Origin of the sequence: Stenotrophomonas sp. ZAC14D2_NAIMI4_7, from assembly GCF_003086675.1 — a bacterium.
Lineage (GTDB): Bacteria > Pseudomonadota > Gammaproteobacteria > Xanthomonadales > Xanthomonadaceae > Stenotrophomonas.
On sequence record NZ_CP025995.1, the window covers coordinates 1,574,931 to 1,593,892 of the forward strand.

Below are 18,962 nucleotides of genomic sequence, written 5' to 3' on the forward strand. Positions count from 1 at the left end.
GCAGTCAAGATGGCGGCGAAGCGGGCCGGGATCAAGGATCTTCAACGATCAACAGGTGCTGCAGCGGGGGCGCTGGGGTAAGTGGGCGTGGCAGGCGCCGCAACATTCAGTTGCAGCAGCGCCGCCCAGTCCTGCCGATTGAAGCTGCACTCGTCTTCGCGCCCCGGTGTGCAGCTGGTATCGATGCCGGTGGCGTCACGCGAGCGTGCCGGCGGCAGCTGGATGCGCCCGCTGCGATCCAGTTGCAGCAGGCGCATGGCCACGGTGTTCATCACGTTGCCGCCCACCAGGTACAGGGTCTGGTCGCCGCCCAGGTTGGCGGCCACCACGACTTCGCAATGCGATTTCCAATGGCCCACCGAGCCGTTGCCCAGTGCCTGCACCAGCCCGCTGTAGCTCAGGGTGCTGCTGCGGTCGCGCAGGTAGCACAGCATGTCGCCGGGGGCGGGCTTGGCCGTGGTCGGGTCCAGCAGCCGGTACGGGCTGCCGGCTGGGCCGGCCTGGTAAGCGGCGCGGATGTAGTCGATGTGGCGCGGCGAGGTGGTGAAGCCGGGCACCCCGGCTCGCACCATCACCCAGGAAATGAAAGCGGCCGACCACGGGTTGTCGACCAGGAAGGCGCGGCAGTCGCTGTCGGTGTAGCGCACACCCAGGGGCGCCAGGCAACTGCTGGCGCCGTCCATGCTGCCCATCGCATTCAACGTGCCGCTGTCACGCCAGTAGGCGGCCACGCGCCGCCAGGCCACCAGGCCGTTGTCAGCCAGATGGCCGCTCTCAGCCTCGGTGACGGTGAGGCTGGCCGCACGGCCTTCGCGGTCGATGAAGGCGCGGTACCACAGCCGGTGTTCGTTGCAGGCCGCGTTGCGGATGGAGATCGCCAGTGGGCTCAGGCCATAGCGGGGTGGCACGTCGCACGCTTCGGCGGCGGCGGCCGACAGCGGCGCGGCGGCCAGCAGCAGGCAGGCAGGCAACAGCATCCGGCGCATGCGCGGCTCCTGTGGGGAATGGCCGCAGCGTCGCAGTGCCGTCGTGAACGCAAGGTGTGAGGGCGCCGCCAGCAGCAGCCACGGCAGGGTGACCAGCAAGGCTGTTGGTGGGTGTCGACCTTGGTCGACACAAAGCGAGCGCAGCGAGCGACCCGCAGTCGGCTCCATCAGCCCCACGGCGGCGTTGGCGGCAATGGCGGCATCGATGGCCTGCCACAGGAAGTACGGGGTCAGATCCCTTTCCCATGGGAAAGGGATCTGACCCCATGCCAGGCCTCAACCCGGCGGCGGGCCCAGCTTCAGTGACAGATCGATCGCCTGCACATGCTTGGTCAGGCCGCCGATGGAAATGCAGTCGACGCCGTCCTCCGCAATGGCGCGCAGGCCGTCGAAGCCCACGCTGCCAGACACTTCCAGCGGAATGCGGCCGGCGGTGATGCGCACCGCGTCGCGTCGCAGGTCGGCGCTGAAATCATCCAGCAGGATGCGCTCGCAGCCGGCGTCCAGCGCCTGTTGCAGCTGGTCCAGGTCTTCCACCTCCACCACCAGCGGCAACTGCGGCCACTGTTGGCGTGCGGCAGCCACCGCGGCCGGCAGCGAGCCGGCGGCGCGGATGTGGTTCTCCTTCAGCATCACCGTGTCGTACAGGCCAAAACGGTGGTTGTCGCCGCCACCGCAGCGCACCGCGTACTTCTGCGCCAGGCGCAGGCCGGGCAGGGTCTTGCGGGTATCGAGGATGCGCGTGCCGGTGCCGGCCACGGCAGCCACGTAGCGGGCGGTGGTGGTGGCGGTGCCGGAGAGGGTCTGCAGGAAGTTCAGTGAAGTGCGCTCGGCACTGACCAGGCTACGGCTGCGGCCCTGCAGCAGGGCCAGCACGGTGCCGGCCTTGACCACCGCCCCTTCGTCCACCTGCCAGTCAATCCGCACCTGCGGATCGAGCGCGCGATGGGTGGCATCGAACCAAGGGCGGCCGCAGATCACCGCATCCTGCTTGCACAGCAGGTAGGCGCTGTCCGGCCGGTCCGGCAGCAGGGCGGCGGTGACATCACCGCTGCCCACGTCTTCGGCCAACGCGCGGGCGACATCGGCCGCGACCTGGGCCGCATCCGGCGTCGGCAGGGTACTCATGCGGCGGGGAAGTCGGCGATCTGCGCGGTCGGGATGGCCTCTTCGGCCAGCAGCACCGGAATGCCGTCGTCCACCCGGAACACCTGTTTGCGGTCACGGGTGACCAGCGCTTCGCGCAGCGGCTGGGCCAGCGGGTTGCCGTCGGCCTTGTTCACCGAACCGGCGGAAATGGCCTTGTTGAGGGCTTCCAGACCCTTGCCATCCAGCAGGGACAGGGGCTGGCGGGTATCGGGCGACACCAGCAGGTCAAGCAGCTTGCGATCCATGGTTCTTCGTCTTGCGTGGAAGACGGCTAGAATACGTCTTTAAGGTAGGTGACGGCCAATGACCCCCAACCCGATCGCGCCGCTCGTCGGCATCGTCATGGGTTCCCGCTCCGACTGGGAAACCATGCAGCACGCGGCCCAGAAGCTTGAAGCCCTGGGTGTTCCATTCGAAGTGAAGGTGGTTTCGGCCCACCGCACGCCGGACGTATTGTTCAGCTATGCCGAAGAAGCCGGCCCGCGCGGCCTGCGTGCGATCATCGCCGGTGCCGGCGGTGCCGCCCACCTGCCGGGCATGATCGCCGCCAAAACCGCGGTGCCGGTGCTGGGCGTGCCGGTGCAGTCCAAGGCCTTGAATGGCATGGATTCGCTGCTGTCGATCGTGCAGATGCCGGCTGGCATTCCGGTGGCCACCTTCGCCATCGGCAATGCGGGGGCGTCCAATGCCGCACTGTTCGCCGCGGCCATGCTGGCCAGCGACCAGCCGGCCATCGGCCAGGCGCTGGAGGCGTTCCGCACCCGCCAGACCGAAGACGTGATGGCCCACGACGACCCGCGCCAATGAACCTGACCGTCGGTATCCTGGGGGGCGGCCAGCTCGCCCGCATGATGGTCCTGGCCGGTGCGCCGCTGGGCCTGCGCTTTGAACTCTTCGATCCGGCGGCCGACGCCTGCAGTGGGCCGTTGGCACCGCTCACCGTGGCCGCCTTCGACGACCGCCAGGCGCTGGCCGCGTTCGCCGCGAAGGTGGACGTGGTCACGTTCGATTTCGAGAACGTGCCGGCCGACAGTGCGCAGTTCCTTGCCGACCGCGTGCCGGTCTATCCGCCGCCGGCCGCACTGGCGGTGGCCCAGGACCGGCTGAGCGAGAAGAGCTTGTTCCAGCAGCTGGGCATTCCGCTGCCGGCCTTTGCCGATATCCGCAGCCGTGACGAGCTGGCCGCGAAGGCTGCCGAGTTTGGTCTGCCGTGCATCCTCAAGACCCGCCGCCTGGGCTACGACGGCAAGGGTCAGTTCCGCCTGCGCAGCGCGGCCGACATCGACGCCGCATGGGACGCGCTGGGCGCGCAGGTCGAGCGCACCGGGCTGATCCTGGAAGGCTTCGTTGCCTTCCAGCGCGAGGTGAGCGTGGTGGCCGTGCGTGGCCGCGATGGCAGCTTCCAGGCCTGGCCGGTCACCGGCAACTGGCATGTCGATGGCGTGCTGTCGGCCAGCGTGGCCCCGGCCATGCTGTCCGAGGCCGAGCACGAAGCTGCCATTGGTTACGCGCGCCGCGTGGCCGAACACCTGCAGTATGTGGGCGTGTTCGCGCTGGAGCTGTTCTGCCGCGATGGCGAGCTGCTGGCCAACGAGATGGCGCCGCGCGTGCACAATTCCGGGCACTGGACCATCGAAGGCAGCGAGACCTCGCAGTTCGAGAACCACCTGCGCGCCGTGCTTGGCCTGCCGCTGGGCAGTACCCGCATGCTCGGCCATGCCTGCATGCTGAACTGGCTGGGCGCCATGCCCGATCCGGCACCGGTGCTGGGCCAGGCCAGTGGCCATTGGCACGACTATGGCAAGCAGCCGCGCGATGGCCGCAAGGTGGGCCATGCCACGCTGCGCGACGACCAGGCCGATGCCCTGGCCGATGCCCTGGAACAGGTCGGGCTGGAACTGGACCGCCAGGCGCAGGTCGCCCCCGCGGTACACGCGCTGCGCAACCGCTGAGGCGGGCGCAACGCTGCAACATTGTGGCGCGCCGGTGTACGCATCGGCGCAGCCCCTGCGGTGGTAGCGTGGGGTTCCTTTCCCCGGAGTCACCGCCATGCTCGACTGGAACGCTTACCGCAAGGAACTGAAGGGCCGCATCGGCGAGATCGGCAAGCTCTCGCCCGACACCTTGAAGGGCTACGCAACGCTGGCCAATGCCGGCGCGCAGACCAACCACCTGGATGCCAGGACCCGCGAACTGATCGCGCTGGCAGTGGCGGTCACCACTCGCTGCGACGGCTGCATCACCGTGCACGTGGATGCGGCGCTGAAGCAGGGCGCCAGCCGCGAAGAGATTGCCGAGGCGCTGGGTGTGGCGGTGTCGCTCAATGCCGGCGCCGCGCTGGTGTATTCGGCGCGGGTCATGGATGCGGTGGCCGCACACGAGAACGCGTGAGGCGTCGCCGGGCCGTGCCCGGCGTTCCGCCTCAGCGCAGCTGGCTTTCGGCGAATTCCCAGTTCACCAGCTGCCAGAACCCGTCCAGATAGCGCGCGCGCTCGTGCTGGTAGTCGGTGTAATAGGCGTGCTCCCACAGGTCGCAGCACAGCAGTGGGGTGCTGTCGCCGGTCACGGGCGTGCCGGCATTGCGGGTGACCTGGATGCCCAGTTGCCCGCCAGGGTGCTGCACCAGCCAGGCCCAGCCCGAGCCGAACAGGCCCAGCGCTGCGCGGTTGAATTCCTCGCGCAGGCGCTGCGCATCGCCGAACTGGCGCTTCACCAGTTCGCCCAGGCGCCCCTGCGGTTCGCCGCCGCCGCGCGGGCGCAGGCATTGCCAGTAGAAACCATGGTTCCAGGCCTGGGCGGCGGCATCGAACAGCGCGCCCTGGGTCTGGCGCACGATGTCTTCCAGCGTGGCCTCTTCCCATTCGGTGCCGGCAATGGCGGTGTTCACCGCGTCCACGTAGGCGCGATGGTGGCGGCCGTGGTGCAGTTCCACGGTGGTGGCCGACAGGTGCGGCTGCAGGGAGCCGGGAAGGTAGGGCAGGGCAGGCAGTTCGACAGACATGGACAGGTTCGTGGCCAGGGAGCGGTGGCAGCCGGTACCATCGGCATACAATGGTGGCTATCGTGGGCAGTCTAGCCGACCACCGCGGTCGGTTTGTCCGGCGAAGCAAGGAGTGAGGTGTGGCGGTAATGCAGCAAATCCAGGCCGAGGTGGATCGTTACCCGCTCGTGCTGTTCATGAAAGGCACCCCGCAATACCCGATGTGCGGCTTCTCCAGCCGCGCCGTGCAGGCGTTGATGGCCGCCGGCGCGGTGTCGCTGCGCACCGTCAACGTGCTGGAAGAGCCGGAGATCCGCGCCAACCTGCCGCGCTTTTCCAACCTGCCCACCTTCCCGCAGTTGTTCATCAACGGCGAGCTGATCGGGGGCTGCGACATCATCATGGAACTGTTCGAGGCCGGCGAGCTCAAGCGCATCGTCGAAGAGGCCACCCAGGGATGAGTGCCTGGCCGTCGACGTCGACCGTTACGGCGCTCGATGGCCGTCCCCTGCGGGACCGCGTGGTGCTGCTGGCCGGCGCCGGCGGAGGGCTGGGCAGTGCCGCTGCAGTCGCTGTCGCCCGGGCCGGTGCAACGGTCGTGCTGCTTGGGCGCAAGCCGCGCCGCCTGGACCGGGTCTACGCCCAGGTGCAGGCCGTTGGCCCCGAGCCACTGCTGTATCCGCTGGATCTGGAAGGTGCCAGCCCCGACGACTACGCCGACCTGGCCCAGGCCATCGGCCGCGAGCTGGGCCGCCTGGACGGGGTGCTGGTCTGCGCCGCGCACTTTCCCGGCCTGACCCCGTTTGAACTGGCCGACCCGGCCAGTTTCGCCCGTGCCGTGCATGTCACCCTCACCGCACCGGCCTGGCTGGCCCAGGCCTGCCTGCCCCTGCTGCGCCAGCGCGAGGATGCCGCCCTGGTGTTCGCCGTGGACGCGCCCGAGCGTGTGGGGCAGGCCTATTGGGGCGGCTATGGCGTGGCCCAGCATGGGCTGCGCGGCCTGATCGCCAGCCTGCACGATGAACTGGCCAAGGGCCCGGTGCGGGTGGCGGGGCTGTACCCCGGCCCGTTGCGCACGGCGCTGCGCGCCCGCGCCTACTCGATCGACCAGGACGCGACCGCAGTGGGCCCGGAAACGGCGGCCGAGGCCGCGGTCGCGCTGCTGTCCGCCGCCGGCCACCCGTGGCGGGGCCGGGTACTTGACGCCCGCGCGGACACCGTGTCCTGTTAAGTGCTCGATAGCCCGGAATGAAGATTCCGTCACGATAGCGTTGCGATCCGGTGCCGTTTGTCGCACAACCGTCATATTGATGGGATAGCGTGTTAATCTAGTGTTAACCGTTGCGGCAGCTGCCGTTCACGGTAGGGAACCCCAGATAAATCTCCGAGCAGCCGCCCGCAAGGCTGTTTGGATGCGCTTTTTTTCCGCCATCGCCAACTCGCATCGAGGCTACCGAAAAATGACCCACCCACTCCGGATGTCCAAGCTTACCCTTGGTCTCGTGGCTGCACTCGCCGCCGCCCCCGCCTTCGCCCAGAGCACCTCTGCCGGTGTCGGCGGCCAGGTCGTATCCCGCAGCGGCCAGCCCGTTGCCGGCGCTGAAGTCACCATCACTCACAGTGAGTCGGGCACCGTCTCGCGTGCGACCACCGACGCGGCCGGTCGCTACAACGCGCGCGGCCTGCGCGTGGGCGGTCCGTACACCATCACCATCACCAAGCCGGGTGAAGGCACCAAGACCGAAGATGGCGTCTACCTGGGCGTGAACCAGACCGGCACCATCAACGCCACCCTGGCCGGTGACCTGGCCGGCGCGACCAACCTGGACACCGTGCAGGTCACCGCTGTCGGCGGCGGCTCGGAAGTGTTCAGCGCCACCAAGATGGGCTCGGGCACCAACCTCAGCCAGCAGCAGATCGAAGTTGCGCCGTCCATCGGCGGCAACATCCAGGATCTGATGCGCCTTGACCCGCGCGTCACCTTCATCGATCGCGCCTCGGGCTCGATCTCGGCCGGTGGCCAGAACCCGCGCTACAACTCGGTCAACATCGACGGCGTGTCGGCCAGCGACACCTTCGGTCTGGAAGGCAACAACATGCCGACCCGTCGCCAGCCGGTCGCCATGGAAGCCATCGAAGCGCTGGACATCAACCTGTCCAACTACGACGTCAGCATCGCTGCCGCTGCCGGTGCCACCGTCAACGCGGTCACCAAGTCCGGTACCAATGAGTTCCACGGTTCGGTCTACGGCACCTACCGTGACGGCGACTGGTTCGGTGACAACCCGGAAGGCCAGCCCTTCAACGGTTTCACCAAGGAAAAGACCTACGGCATGACCCTGGGCGGCCCGATCGTCAAGGACAAGCTGTTCTTCTTCGCCAACTACGAAAAGTTCGAACAGGCCGCACCGGGTGCTGACCTGTCGACCACGCCGCTGGGCAAGGCCAATGGCCAGTTCACCCTGGCTGACGTGACCCGTGCGCAGGAAATTGCCCAGGGCTACGGCATCGACGCCGGTGGCCTGGAAAGCAATGGCGACACGAACATGGAAGAGTACGCGCTGAAGCTGGACTGGAACATCAGCGACAACCACCGTGCCAGCGTGCGCTACAGCAAGATCGACCAGAGCAAGCTGCGCATCAACGGCATGACCACCAGCTCGGCTTCGCTGAACTCGTACTGGTACCAGCACAACAAGACCAACGAAAGCTACGTTGCCCAGGTCTTCAGCGACTGGACCGACAACTTCTCGACCGAACTGAAGGCTTCGTACCGCGAGTACTCGGCCATCCGTGCCGTCAACACCAACGCGCCCAGCATCCGCATCTACTTCGGCGGCACTCAGGCTGCGCCGTCGGGTGACTCGCTGTACCTGGGTACCGAAGTCAACTCGCAGGACAACATCCTCGAGACCAAGGCGTGGAACTACTACGCCGCCGGCACCCTGACCCTGGGTGACCACGACGTCAAGTTCGGTGCCTCCTACGACACCAACGACATCTACAACTACTACGGCGCCAACTCGTGGGGCACCTATACCTTCTATGGCCTGAACAACTTCGCCAACGGTATCTGGAGCACCTACGACTACGCCCCGGAGCGCAGCGCCGGTTCGATCGCCGCTGACTACAAGTACAGCAACCTCGCCCTGTTCGTGCAGGATACCTGGTACGTCAACAGCAACCTGACCCTGACCCTGGGTCTGCGCGCTGACCGTCCGGACACCAGCCCGGCACCGGCCTACAACGCACCGGCCTCGAGCTTCTTCGGTTACAACAACAGCAAGGTCCTGAACAACAAGTTCCTGGTCCAGCCGCGCTTCGGTTTCAACTACACCTTCGACACCGAGCGCCCGACCCAGCTGCGCGGCGGCGTGGGCCTGTTCCAGGGTGATTCCCCGCAGGTGTGGCTGAGCAACAGCTACTCGGCGACCGGTTTCAACACCAGCGTCTACAACCGCACCGTTTACGATCCGACCCTGGTCTTCAGCCCGGACAAGGACAGCCAGCCGGTTCCGGCAGGCGCAGGTTCGGCCGTGCAGAACGTCAACTTCGTCGGCAATGACTTCCGCATGCCGTCGACCTACAAGGCCAACCTGGCCTTCGACCACGAAACCCCGTGGTACGGCATCGTGGCTTCGGCCGAACTGCTGGTCACCAAGGTCAAGGACGGCCTGTACTACCAGAACCTGAACCTGGGTCCGGTGCAGTACCAGGGTCCGGATGGTCGTGACATGTTCTACAGCGCCAGCAAGAACGGCGCATGGACCTCGGGCGACGCCCGTTTTGGCCGCAACCGTGCCAACTACAACAACGTCTACCTGATCACCAACACCGACAAGGGTCGCACTTCGCAGTTCACCGCGTCGCTGAGCAAGCCGTGGTCGGATACCAGTGACTGGTCCTGGAACATCGGCTACACCTACACTGATGCGACCGAAGTCGGCTCACTGACCAGCTCCACCGCCAGCTCGGGTTGGAACTACCAGTACGCCTTCGACGCCAACACCGAAGTGGAGAACACCTCGCGCTACCAGATCCGTGACCGCCTGTCGGGTTCGCTGAACTGGAAGCACAAGTTCTTCGGCGATTACGAAACCAAGGTCGGCCTGGTGTACGAAGGCCGTAGCGGTCGTCCGTACAGCTACGTCTTCGTCAACGATGCCAACGGCGACGGCCGCAGCGCCAACGACCTGTTCTACGTGCCGAAGGGCCCGGGCGACGTGCTGTTCGGTACGCTGGCAGCCAATGGCCAGTTCACTGCCGACGCTGCCATGGAAAAGAACTTCTTCGCATGGCTTGCCGCCAACCCGGATCTGGCCAAGTACGCCGGCAGCACGCCGGGTGCCAACCAGTTCCGTACCGGCTGGATCAACACCTTCGACCTGCGCATCAGCCAGCAGCTGCCGGGCTTCATGAAGGGCCACAAGTCCGAGATCTGGCTGGACGTGCAGAACATCGGCAACATGCTGAACAAGAAGTGGGGCAACATCTACGACTACGGCTTCTTCGCCGACAGCCGTGTGGCCACCCTGCAGGGCATGTATCAGGGCAAGTACGTGTACAACTACCGCGGCGCGGACACCCCGACCGTGGCCAACGCAGACGCAGACGGCTTCGACGTCGGTGTCTCGCAGTGGTCGCTGCAGCTGGGCTTCCGCTACCAGTTCTGATGAACTGACGTAGTTGCTGCACACGGAAACGGCCGGGGAAACCCGGCCGTTTTCCGTTCAGGCGAAAGTGCTTGCGGGGCGTTTGGCTTCGGCGTAGCATCCAGACACGTGCGCGGCGCCTTCGCCGCAACGGCGGTCCCAGCAACGGCGAACGCGGTCAGCACGCATCCAACGGTCGGGTTTCCCGGCCGTTTTGCTTTTTAAGGGGGCGGCAGTACAGTCGGAAACCTTGAAGGAAGCGAAAAGTTGGATATGACCACGAACGAAAAGGCAGCCCGTGCGCTGCCGGTGCAGGATGCGCGGATCTACCCGCGTGGTGGGCTGGATGTGTTGTCGCGCGCCGAAGTGGCGCGCCTGCGCGATGCCTCCGGTGGCGGCATGCACGAACTGTTGCGCCGCTGCGCACTGGCCGTGCTGACCAGTGGCAGTGCCTCGGACGATCCGCGCGCCGCGCGTGATCTCTACCCCGATTTCGACATCCAGGTGGCGCAGCAGGATCGCGGCGTGCGCATCGACCTGGTCAACGCCCCGGCGATGGCCTTCGTCGACGGCGAGATCATCCGCGGCGTGGCCGAGCTGTTGTTCGCGGTGGTGCGTGACCTGGCCTACATGGCCATCGAGATGGGCCCGGCCTACGCGGCCGAGCTGGAATCGTCCGAAGGCATCACCAACGCGGTGTTCGGCCTGCTGCGCAACGCGCGCATCCTCAATCCGGGCGACCCGAACCTGGTGGTCTGCTGGGGCGGCCATTCGATCGGCCGCGACGAGTACCTGTACACCAAGCAGGTCGGTTACGAGCTGGGCCTGCGCGGCCTGGACATCTGCACCGGCTGCGGCCCGGGCGCCATGAAGGGCCCGATGAAGGGCGCCACCATTGCCCACGCCAAGCAGCGCAGGACGGTCACCCGTTACATCGGCCTGACCGAACCGGGCATCATCGCGGCCGAGTCGCCGAACCCGATCGTCAACCACCTGGTCATCATGCCGGACATCGAGAAGCGCCTGGAGGCCTTCGTCCGCATCGGCCACGGCATCATCGTGTTCGCCGGTGGCGTCGGTACCGCCGAAGAGATCCTGTACCTGCTGGGCATCCTGCTGCGCGAGGAAAACAAGGACCTGCCGTTCCCGCTGATCCTGACCGGCCCGACCGTGGCCGCGCCGTACTTCGAGCAGATCGACCGCTTCATCCGCCTGACCCTGGGCGATGCGGCCGCAGACCGTTACGAGATCATCATCGGCGACCCGGTGGCCGTGGCCAAGAAGATGGCCAGCGGCATCAAGCAGGTGCGCGAGTACCGCCTGGCGCAGAAGGATTCGTTCTTCTTCAACTGGTCCATCGAGATTCCGTGGGAGTACCAGCAGCCGTTCGTGCCGACCCACGAGGCGATGGCCGCGCTGGACCTGCACCACGGCCGTGCCCCGCACGCGCTGGCGGCCGACCTGCGCCGGGCGTTCTCGGGCATCGTGGCCGGCAACGTGAAGGAGGACGGCATGCGCCGCATCGAGGAATTCGGTCCGTTCCAGATCCATGGCGACGCCGACATGATGCAGGCCCTGGACGCACTGCTGCGCGCGTTCGTCGACCAGCGCCGGATGAAGATCTCCGGCGAATACCAGCCCTGCTACCAGGTGCTGGCCTGACCGGACGGGGTCGGAGCCCCTGCGGGGATCCGACCCCTTGCGAGGGTCCAGGGCCGGATCCCCGAAGGGGCTCCGCCCCCCGTCCAGCGCGCTGGCGTGTCAACCCTTTGACGCCCATCGCCCGGAACTGACCGTTCATCCTGCCGCCGCTTGCCGGCGGCCGGCGGCTGCGCCATCGTGGCCACCAACACGCTGGGGAGCGTTCCATGTCACTGCGCCGGTCCAAGGGCTTCACACTGCTCGAGCTGATGATCACGGTGGCCGTGCTGGCGATCATGACCGCCATTGCCTATCCCAGCTTCCAGGGCACCATCCGTTCCAACCGCATGGCCACCACGGCCAACGAGTTGATGGGGGCGCTTTCGCTGGCCCGGTCCGAGGCGATACGTGGCACCCGTGGTGGCGCCGTCTGCGCGTCCAAGGCGGGCACCGCCTGCGATGGCGCCAGCTGGGCCGACGGCTGGATGGTCTGGAACGACAGCAACGGCAATGGCAGTTACGACAAGGATGAGCCCGTGCTGCGCTACGCCGAAGCGCGTTCGCAGATGAAGGGCGTCGCCGATGAGTCGCTCAGCATCGCGTTCGACGCGCGCGGCCGCAGCCGGGCTGCCGCTGTCACCAACATCACCCTGCGCCCAGCCGACTGCGGCGGGCAGCCGTTGCAGCGGCGGATGATCGTCTCGCTCACCGGCCAGGTCCGGCTGCAGAAGGAAGCATGCAAGTGAAGCCTCGTCCTCCCCGTCGGCTGTCCCTGGCCCCCCGCGCCCAGCAGGGTTTCACCCTGATCGAAGTGATGATCGCCATCCTCGTGCTGGGCTTCGGCCTGCTGGGCTTCGCCCTGTTGCAGACGATGAACGTTCGCTACGTGCAGAGCGCGAACTTCCGCACCCAGGCGACCAACCTGAGCTACGAACTGCTGGACCAGATCCGCGCCAACCGCGCTGCTGCCGCCTTCTATCTCGGCGACTACACGGCGACGACCACCAAGTGTTCGCCCCCCACCGGCAGCGCCATCGACAAGGCGGCCTTCATGACCGACTGGCGTTGCCGCCTCGGCAAGGCAATGGGCGAGGGAGCCAAGGCCAAGGTCACCCGCAACGGCACCCTGTATACCGTGCAGGTCACCTGGGGTGATGAACGCTGGAAGGCCGACGCCGCAGATACCACCTTCAGCGCGAGTACCCGACTGTGAAAAACGTCCGTCGCCTCCGGAGTTCCGCCCGCGGCCTGTCGCTGATCGAACTGATGATCTCGATGGTGATCGGCCTGATCATCATGCTCGCCGTGGTGCAGGTGTTTGCCGCCTCGCGCGAAGCCTACCGGCTTTCCGAAGGCCTGGCGCGGGTGCAGGAGAACAGCCGCTTCGCCATGGATACCCTGCAGCGCGAGATCCGCATGGCCGGGCATTTCGGCTGCGTCAACGATCAGGCGCAGACCTCGGCGACGCGCGTTTCGCTGCGCTCCACACTCGATGGCGCCACCAACCCGGTGCTGGATTTCAACCGGTCGATCCAGGGCTACGAGGCTACCGATACCGAGCCAGGCAAGACGCTGACCATCAAGGCCACCCCGGATACCGGTGGCACGAGCTATACCCCCGCTCTGCCTGACGCCATCGCCAAGGCGCTGACCAACCGCGTCAACGGCAGCGACATCATCGCGCTGCGCTACCTGATGCCCGATGGCGTGCCGGTCACCTCCATCGGCGGCGATGCCAGCAAGCCGGTGTTCAATTTCGACGCCTCGCGCCTGTCGGTGCTGCGCAGTGGCGTGGCCAATCCCGGGCTGTACGGCGTCGCTGACTGCTCTTCGGCCACGGTGTTCCAGGCCAGCGCGGTGAGTGCCACCACCGCCAGTGTCACCTTCAACACCGTCAAGCTCAACGGCTCGCGTACCTTCGTGGAGGGGTATACGGTGGGCCAGGCCAATCTGTACCGGGCCGAGAGTGCCGTGTACTACGTCGGCTACGACGCCGACATCAAGCAGCGCTCGCTGTACCGGGTCCGCTTCAGTGCAACCCCGGGCGGCGACCTGGCCGCCGGTGCGCCCGAACCGCTGGTGGAGGGCGTGGACAACCTGCAGCTGTTGTACGGTCAGGATCGCAATCTGGATACCCCGGCTCCTTCGGGCTACATCGACCGGCAGGGTACCGCCAAGACGGTGCAGGAATCGTTGCCGGCTGATGTCCAGCTGGCCTGGCGACGGGTCGGCGCCGTGCAGATCGGCCTGCTGATGTCCAGTCCGGATCCCGCGTCTGCACGCCAGTCCGACGGCGCTGCCGCGCTGATCGGCATGGGCGTGACCTATACCCCCCCGACTGATGGGCGCATGCGTGCGGTCTACCAGACCAGCGTGGCGCTGCGAAACCGCCTTTACGGCAATTGAGGCCATGATGCGTACGTCACGATCCCAGGCGGCGTTCCCGCAGCAGCAGCGCGGTGCCGTGCTCTATGTCGCGCTGATCATGCTGATCCTGCTCGCGCTCATCGGCATCGCAGGCATGCAGGTGACCAGCATGCAGGAGCGCATGGCCGCCAACTACTACCGTACCAACCTGGCGTTCCAGAACGCAGAGTCGAGCGCGCGCGCGACCGAGGCCGCCATCGAGACCGCCCTGGAAGGCAGCACCAACGTCTACCGGGCGAACCAGGAAGAGTGCAGCCCCACCTACGATCCGCTGACCTGGGCCAACGCCGTCACAAAGACCGGCGACCAGTACACCCGCCGCCTGGACAAGTGCTTCGCCGCCTCCAGCCGCCGCATCGGTGGAAAGGCCAATGAGGAAACCGGAAACATCTACCAGGTCACGGCCCTGGCCAGTGACCAGGCCACCGACGCAACTGCCAGCGCTGTCATCGATACGGTCTTCATCCCATGAACAACGACCAACGCTTCCTTCGCCTTCGCCCATCCACCTGGCTGCGTGCCGGTGCCGGGCTGGCCGTGCTCGCCGGCCTGGCCGCGCTGATCATTCCACTGCATGCCGCGCTCGGTGACTACGACATCGCGCAGGAACCGCTTTACACCAAGCAGAGCCAGCCGCCGCTGATGATGATGGTGATGTCGCGCGACGAGCAGCTGTTCAACAAGGCCTACAGCGATTACAGCGATCTGAACGAGGATGGCATCCTCGATACCACCTATCTGGACACGTTCGAGTACGGCGGCTATTTCGATTCCAACCTCTGCTATTCGGCGACGGCGGGCAATTCAGACAACAATGTGTTCAAGGCATCTGCTGTTGCCGGTGGTGCCAACAAGCACAGCTGCAGCAGCGCGTGGTCGGGAAACTTCCTGAACTGGGTGACCATGAGCCGTCTGGACGTGATGCGCAGCGTGCTCTACGGCGGTCAACGCTCCACCGATACCCTGGACAAGACAGTCATCGAGCGTGCCCAGATCCCCAGCGATCTGCACGCGTGGGTAAAGGTTTACAGCGGCAGCGATATCGGCAGCTTCACCCCGCTCACCGGCACGCAGTCGTTCTGCAACTCCACGGTCAGCTCGGGCGGCCGCCCGTTGATGCGTGTTGCCTCGGGCAACTGGTCGGAGTGGGCATCGACGGCGTCCTACCAGTGCGGTGTCAACCGTTCGGGCGATGGTGGTGCCGATACCCCGAAGACCGTGTCCGACTACGTCGTCCGCGCCGAGGTCTGCGGTTCCACCAATGCCAATCTTCGTGAAGGCTACTGCCGCAAGTACAACGATGGTACGACCGATCGCTACAAGCCCGCCGGCGTGCTGCAGACCTACGGTGAAAGCGGTCGCCTGCGCTTCGGCCTGATCAGTGGCACCTATTCCAACCCGCGCGATGGCGGTGTCCTGCGCCGTAACATTGGCAAGATCGCCGGCAACGGCACCACCTTCTGTGCAGCGGGCGATGAAATCAACCTGTCCAACGGGTTGTTCTGCAACGCTCTGACCAGCGGCGCCGAAGGTGTCATCAACACGATTTCCAACTTCCGCATTGACCAGTGGAACTGGAGCAGCAACTGGAACGACTGCAATAACTACGGCATCCTCAATCGCGCTGGCAACGACAAGAACCGCATCCTGGACAATCCCGGCAGCGGCTCCCAGAAGTGCAGCGCCTGGGGCAACCCCCTGGCCGAGATGTATGCCGAGGCGCTTCGCTATGTCGGCGGCAATGCGTCTGGCCTGTATGGCGATTCAAACGACCTGAGCGGTTTGCCGAAAGCCGTCAAATGGTCCGATCCCTACCGTCTGCCAGCCAATGGTGGCAACTCCTACTGCGCGACCTGCAACATCCTGGTGCTCTCCTCGGGTCTGCCATCGTTCGATGGTGACAACATCGGTACGCTGCCGCAGCAGATTGATGCTGCAGCACAGACCAATGCCATCGGCACTGCCGATGGTATCTCCGGCAAGTCGTGGATGGTGGGGCGTGATACGGCCACGGCTGCCGATGCCAACAACACCCACGAGGATATCTGCCAGGGCCGCACGCTGAACAACCTGAGCACCGCGCGCGGCATCTGCCCGGACATCCCGAGCATGGAAGGCAGCTACCTGATGGCCGGCATGGCCAAGGGTGCGGCCGCGACAGACCTTCGTCCGGGTGTGCAGGGCAAGCCCTCCAGCTACAAAGTAACGGCAACCACCTACACCGTCGCCATGGCGGAAACCCTGCCGCAGTTCGAAATTGCGGTGGGCAACAGCAAGATCGGCCTGGCGCCGCTGTGCCAGGCCAACAACACCGGCACCGCTACCGCGGCCAGTAGTGGCTGGCGCAGCTGCTTCCTGGGTTCGGTGGGCATCGGCATCAAGACTGCCAACAGCGCCGGCGGCAATCTGGTCTATGGCCGCGCCTACCGCTCGGATGCGAAGGCCGGCAGCTTCTCGCTGGTCTGGGAAGACTCCCTGTGGGGCAATGACCACGACAACGACGTTGTCGCCATGATGAGCTACTGCGTGGGGTCCACCTGCACGGAAAGCACCGGCTTCAACAACATCTGCTGGCGTGCGGACACCAGCAAGAGCGTCAGTGCCGCCAACAACGCCGCGATCTGCAACAGCAATGGCGCCCTTATCAGCACCCCGGGTGAGGACGAGGTCCTTATCCGCATCGAGAACCTGTCGGCCTACGCTGGCAACGCGATGCTGACCGGCTACACGATCACCGGTTCCAATGCCTCGAATACCGTGCAGCGCTTGGCCCTGCGTCCGGGTGACTCCAACAATTCGGTCCTGACCAACACCAACAACTTCCCCAGCAACTGGCAGAAGCCGGTCGTCATCAAGTACAAGGCGTCGACCAATGCGGCCGGTCAACTTGAAAGCCCCCTCTGGTACGCGGCCAAGTATGGCGTGCCGGCCGGTGGCAAGGCGTGGGACAGCAAGAAGAAGGGCGTGCCGGACAACTACTTCCTTGCTCGTAACCCGACCAAGTTGAAGCAGGCCCTGGAAGAGATCTTCGACAGCGCCGCGCAGGGTGATGCACCGGTGGGTGGCGATGGTTCGGGCGCCCGCATCAGTACCAACTCGTTCACCGTGGCCTCGCATTTCCGCGTGCCCTCCGGCAGCAACGACTGGACCGGCGATGTCATTGCAACCCGGGTCAGCAGCACCGGCACCGACGATGTCGAGCTGTGGAAGGCGTCGAGCAAGATCAGTGGCTCTACGCGGCGTATCTTCATGGCCACCGCGCCGACGTCGACCGATTCGGCGAAGGATACGGTGACGGCAGCCGCTGTTGCCGAGTTCACCTCCACCAATGTTCCGGGTGCGGACGACAACGCAAAGGCAGCCACGCTGGGGCTTGTCACCCGGCCCGACTGGTATACCGGGAAGACGCCCGCCAATCTGGTCAGCTATCTGCGCGGTTCAGCCATCAGCGGATTCCGTGCGCGTACGTCGCCGCTGGGTGATATCGTCAATTCCACCACCGAAGTCGTATCCAATCGCGACGATTATGGCTACACGTCATGGGGCAGCAGTGCCACGACATGGAAGAAGACCCTGGGTGCTTCATACGCGTCCTTCCTGGCTGCCAAGCTGGCCACGGGGGGCCCGCCGACCATGGTCTACGTGGGCGCCAATGACGGCATGCTGCATGGCTTCAACGCATCCGATACCGCGTCTGCCGGCAACGAGGAACTGGCGTTCATTCCGTCAACGGCGTTGCAGCATATTGCCGAGCTGGCCAACCCCAAGTACGGGCACCGCTACTACGTGGATGGCCCGCTGACCTCCTCGGACGTGTATGACGGTTCGAAGTGGCGCACCGTGCTGGTGGGAACCACCGGCGGCGGTGGCTCGTCGGTCGCTCCCAGTGGCGGCAAGGCCAGCAACGGCTCGGTGTTCGGCCTGGATGTCGGCAGCCCGACCAGCTTCGGCGCCAGCAACGTTCTGTGGGAGGTTTCGGGCAAGACCGAGTCCGACCTGGGCTTCGTGCTGGGCAAGCCCGTGGTCGTGCCGGTCACCGGTACCACGGCCGGCGGCCAGCCGCGCTTCGTGGCACTGTTCGGTAATGGCGTGAACTCCACCAGCAGCAAACCCGTGCTGTACGTGGTGGATATCACCAGCGGCAAGGTGCTGCGCCGCATTGCTCCCAGCGGTGCCGCGTATGCCGTGCGCAATGGCCTGATCAACCTGGCTCCGGTGGCGCTGAAGAACAGCGATGGCGTCACCGATACCGTGTACGGCGGCGACATGCAGGGCAACCTGTGGAAGTTCGATCTGTCCGATCCCAACATCAACAACTGGAAGGTTGCCCTGGATGGCGTACCGCTGTTCACCGCCGTGCGTGACAGCAAGCCGCAGCCGATCATGAGTGGCATCGAGGTGACCAGTGGACCGGCCGGTGGCGTCAACCTGTACTTCGGTACCGGCCAGTACTTCGCAGCCGACGACAATTCGGTCAGCAGCGCCTCGCCGGTGCAGAGCCTGTACGGTATCTGGGACAACCTGAAGACGGCTGTCAGTGGGCGCAGTGTGCTCCAGGGACAGACGGTGTCCACGACTTCGGCGAATGCCGGATACTCCGGGCGCGCGGTTACCCGCACCGAGTTCGTGTACGGCGATGTCCGTGGCTGGTATGTCGATCTGTTGGTAGGCAATACGATTGACGGCGAGCGTTTCGTCGGTAATCCCAACATCCAGAACGGCACCGTGTTCTTTACCACGTATGTGCCAGGTACCGCGATCTGCGGCAGTGGTGGCGGTGTCAACTGGCTGTATGGCCTGAACCTGCTGACCGGCGGTGGTGCCATGAGCGGGTTGAGCACCAGCATCAACGGTACCTCGGTGTGCACGGGCAATTGCGGTGCGGTGGCCCTGAACAAGGGCGGTGCACCCGCCCAGGGCCCACCGGTGAAAGACACCAGCATCTTCGTGCCCAAGCTGACGCCGTGCGACCCGACCAAGGCGACCTGCACGGTGCAGCAGCTGCTGGACGCTGAAGCGTGTACTTTCGTGCTGCGTGCCCCGGGTGCAGACGCCATGTACATGCCACGCCCCTGTGGTCGCCAGTCGTGGCGCCAGATCCGCTGATGAGGTTGCCAGAGAGCATCG

The 18,962-nt window shown here is 65.6% G+C and carries 16 protein-coding genes; 12 read left to right on the plus strand and 4 right to left on the minus strand.

What is annotated here, in order from left to right:
- Positions 1–41: 41 nt before the first annotated feature.
- The 3 genes from C1922_RS07290 to C1922_RS07300 form a co-directional block, all read right to left on the minus strand.
- On the minus strand, positions 42–986 hold the full coding sequence (locus tag C1922_RS07290; protein WP_108749159.1) for a DUF2272 domain-containing protein: 945 nt from the start codon (positions 984–986) through the stop codon (positions 42–44).
- Between the two features lie 276 nt (positions 987–1,262).
- Positions 1,263–2,114, minus strand: coding sequence for a carboxylating nicotinate-nucleotide diphosphorylase (gene nadC, locus C1922_RS07295; RefSeq protein WP_108749160.1), 852 nt, complete (start codon positions 2,112–2,114; stop codon positions 1,263–1,265).
- Positions 2,111–2,380, minus strand: a complete 270-nt coding sequence (locus C1922_RS07300; protein WP_108746345.1) for a Trm112 family protein — start codon at positions 2,378–2,380, stop codon at positions 2,111–2,113. Before C1922_RS07300 ends, nadC begins: the two co-directional genes overlap by 4 nt.
- Before the next feature lie 58 nt (positions 2,381–2,438).
- Between C1922_RS07300 and purE the strand changes: the two genes are divergently transcribed.
- From purE to C1922_RS07315, 3 genes are all read left to right on the plus strand, one after another.
- Positions 2,439–2,942, plus strand: a complete 504-nt coding sequence (gene purE, locus C1922_RS07305; protein ID WP_079221357.1) for a 5-(carboxyamino)imidazole ribonucleotide mutase — start codon at positions 2,439–2,441, stop codon at positions 2,940–2,942.
- A complete protein-coding gene (locus C1922_RS07310; RefSeq protein WP_108749161.1) occupies positions 2,939–4,087 on the plus strand; it encodes a 5-(carboxyamino)imidazole ribonucleotide synthase in 1,149 nt (382 codons plus the stop codon). Before purE ends, C1922_RS07310 begins: the two co-directional genes overlap by 4 nt.
- A 97-nt stretch (positions 4,088–4,184) precedes the next feature.
- Positions 4,185–4,526 carry a carboxymuconolactone decarboxylase family protein gene (locus tag C1922_RS07315; RefSeq protein WP_108749162.1) on the plus strand — a complete coding sequence of 114 codons (342 nt, stop codon included), beginning with the start codon at positions 4,185–4,187 and terminating at the stop codon, positions 4,524–4,526.
- 31 nt (positions 4,527–4,557) lie between these two features.
- On the opposite strand, the gene C1922_RS07320 is transcribed toward C1922_RS07315, so the two are convergent.
- Positions 4,558–5,136: a superoxide dismutase gene (locus tag C1922_RS07320; RefSeq protein ID WP_108751515.1), complete on the minus strand. Its 579-nt coding sequence runs from the start codon at positions 5,134–5,136 to the stop codon at positions 4,558–4,560.
- Between the two features lie 119 nt (positions 5,137–5,255).
- Here C1922_RS07320 and grxD point away from each other — a divergent pair, with 119 nt between their 5' ends.
- The 9 genes from grxD to C1922_RS07365 all read left to right on the plus strand — a co-directional run bounded on the left by grxD (position 5,256) and on the right by C1922_RS07365 (position 18,941).
- Complete coding sequence (gene grxD / locus C1922_RS07325; RefSeq protein WP_108749163.1) at positions 5,256–5,576, plus strand: Grx4 family monothiol glutaredoxin; 321 nt, start codon at positions 5,256–5,258, stop codon at positions 5,574–5,576.
- The gene (locus C1922_RS07330) at positions 5,573–6,346 is read left to right on the plus strand and encodes an SDR family NAD(P)-dependent oxidoreductase (RefSeq protein WP_108749164.1); all 774 of its coding nucleotides are present in this window, start codon (positions 5,573–5,575) and stop codon (positions 6,344–6,346) included. Before grxD ends, C1922_RS07330 begins: the two co-directional genes overlap by 4 nt.
- 247 nt (positions 6,347–6,593) lie before the next feature.
- Positions 6,594–9,788, plus strand: a complete 3,195-nt coding sequence (locus tag C1922_RS07335) for a carboxypeptidase regulatory-like domain-containing protein (protein WP_108749165.1) — start codon at positions 6,594–6,596, stop codon at positions 9,786–9,788.
- 252 nt (positions 9,789–10,040) lie between these two features.
- A complete protein-coding gene (ppnN, locus tag C1922_RS07340; protein WP_108749166.1) occupies positions 10,041–11,429 on the plus strand; it encodes a nucleotide 5'-monophosphate nucleosidase PpnN in 1,389 nt (462 codons plus the stop codon).
- A gap of 206 nt (positions 11,430–11,635) precedes the next feature.
- Complete coding sequence (locus tag C1922_RS07345) at positions 11,636–12,154, plus strand: Tfp pilus assembly protein FimT/FimU (RefSeq protein WP_108749167.1); 519 nt, start codon at positions 11,636–11,638, stop codon at positions 12,152–12,154.
- Positions 12,145–12,621, plus strand: a complete 477-nt coding sequence (gene pilV, locus C1922_RS07350; RefSeq protein ID WP_108749168.1) for a type IV pilus modification protein PilV — start codon at positions 12,145–12,147, stop codon at positions 12,619–12,621. The genes C1922_RS07345 and pilV overlap by 10 nt, the downstream gene beginning before the upstream one ends.
- Entirely contained in the window at positions 12,618–13,814 is a 1,197-nt protein-coding gene (locus tag C1922_RS07355) for a PilW family protein (RefSeq protein WP_234413476.1), read from the plus strand. Before pilV ends, C1922_RS07355 begins: the two co-directional genes overlap by 4 nt.
- 58 nt (positions 13,815–13,872) lie before the next feature.
- Positions 13,873–14,307, plus strand: coding sequence for a PilX N-terminal domain-containing pilus assembly protein (locus C1922_RS07360; RefSeq protein WP_234413477.1), 435 nt, complete (start codon positions 13,873–13,875; stop codon positions 14,305–14,307).
- Positions 14,304–18,941 carry a PilC/PilY family type IV pilus protein gene (locus tag C1922_RS07365; RefSeq protein WP_108749171.1) on the plus strand — a complete coding sequence of 1,546 codons (4,638 nt, stop codon included), beginning with the start codon at positions 14,304–14,306 and terminating at the stop codon, positions 18,939–18,941. The genes C1922_RS07360 and C1922_RS07365 overlap by 4 nt, the downstream gene beginning before the upstream one ends.
- Positions 18,942–18,962: the final 21 nt, after the last annotated feature.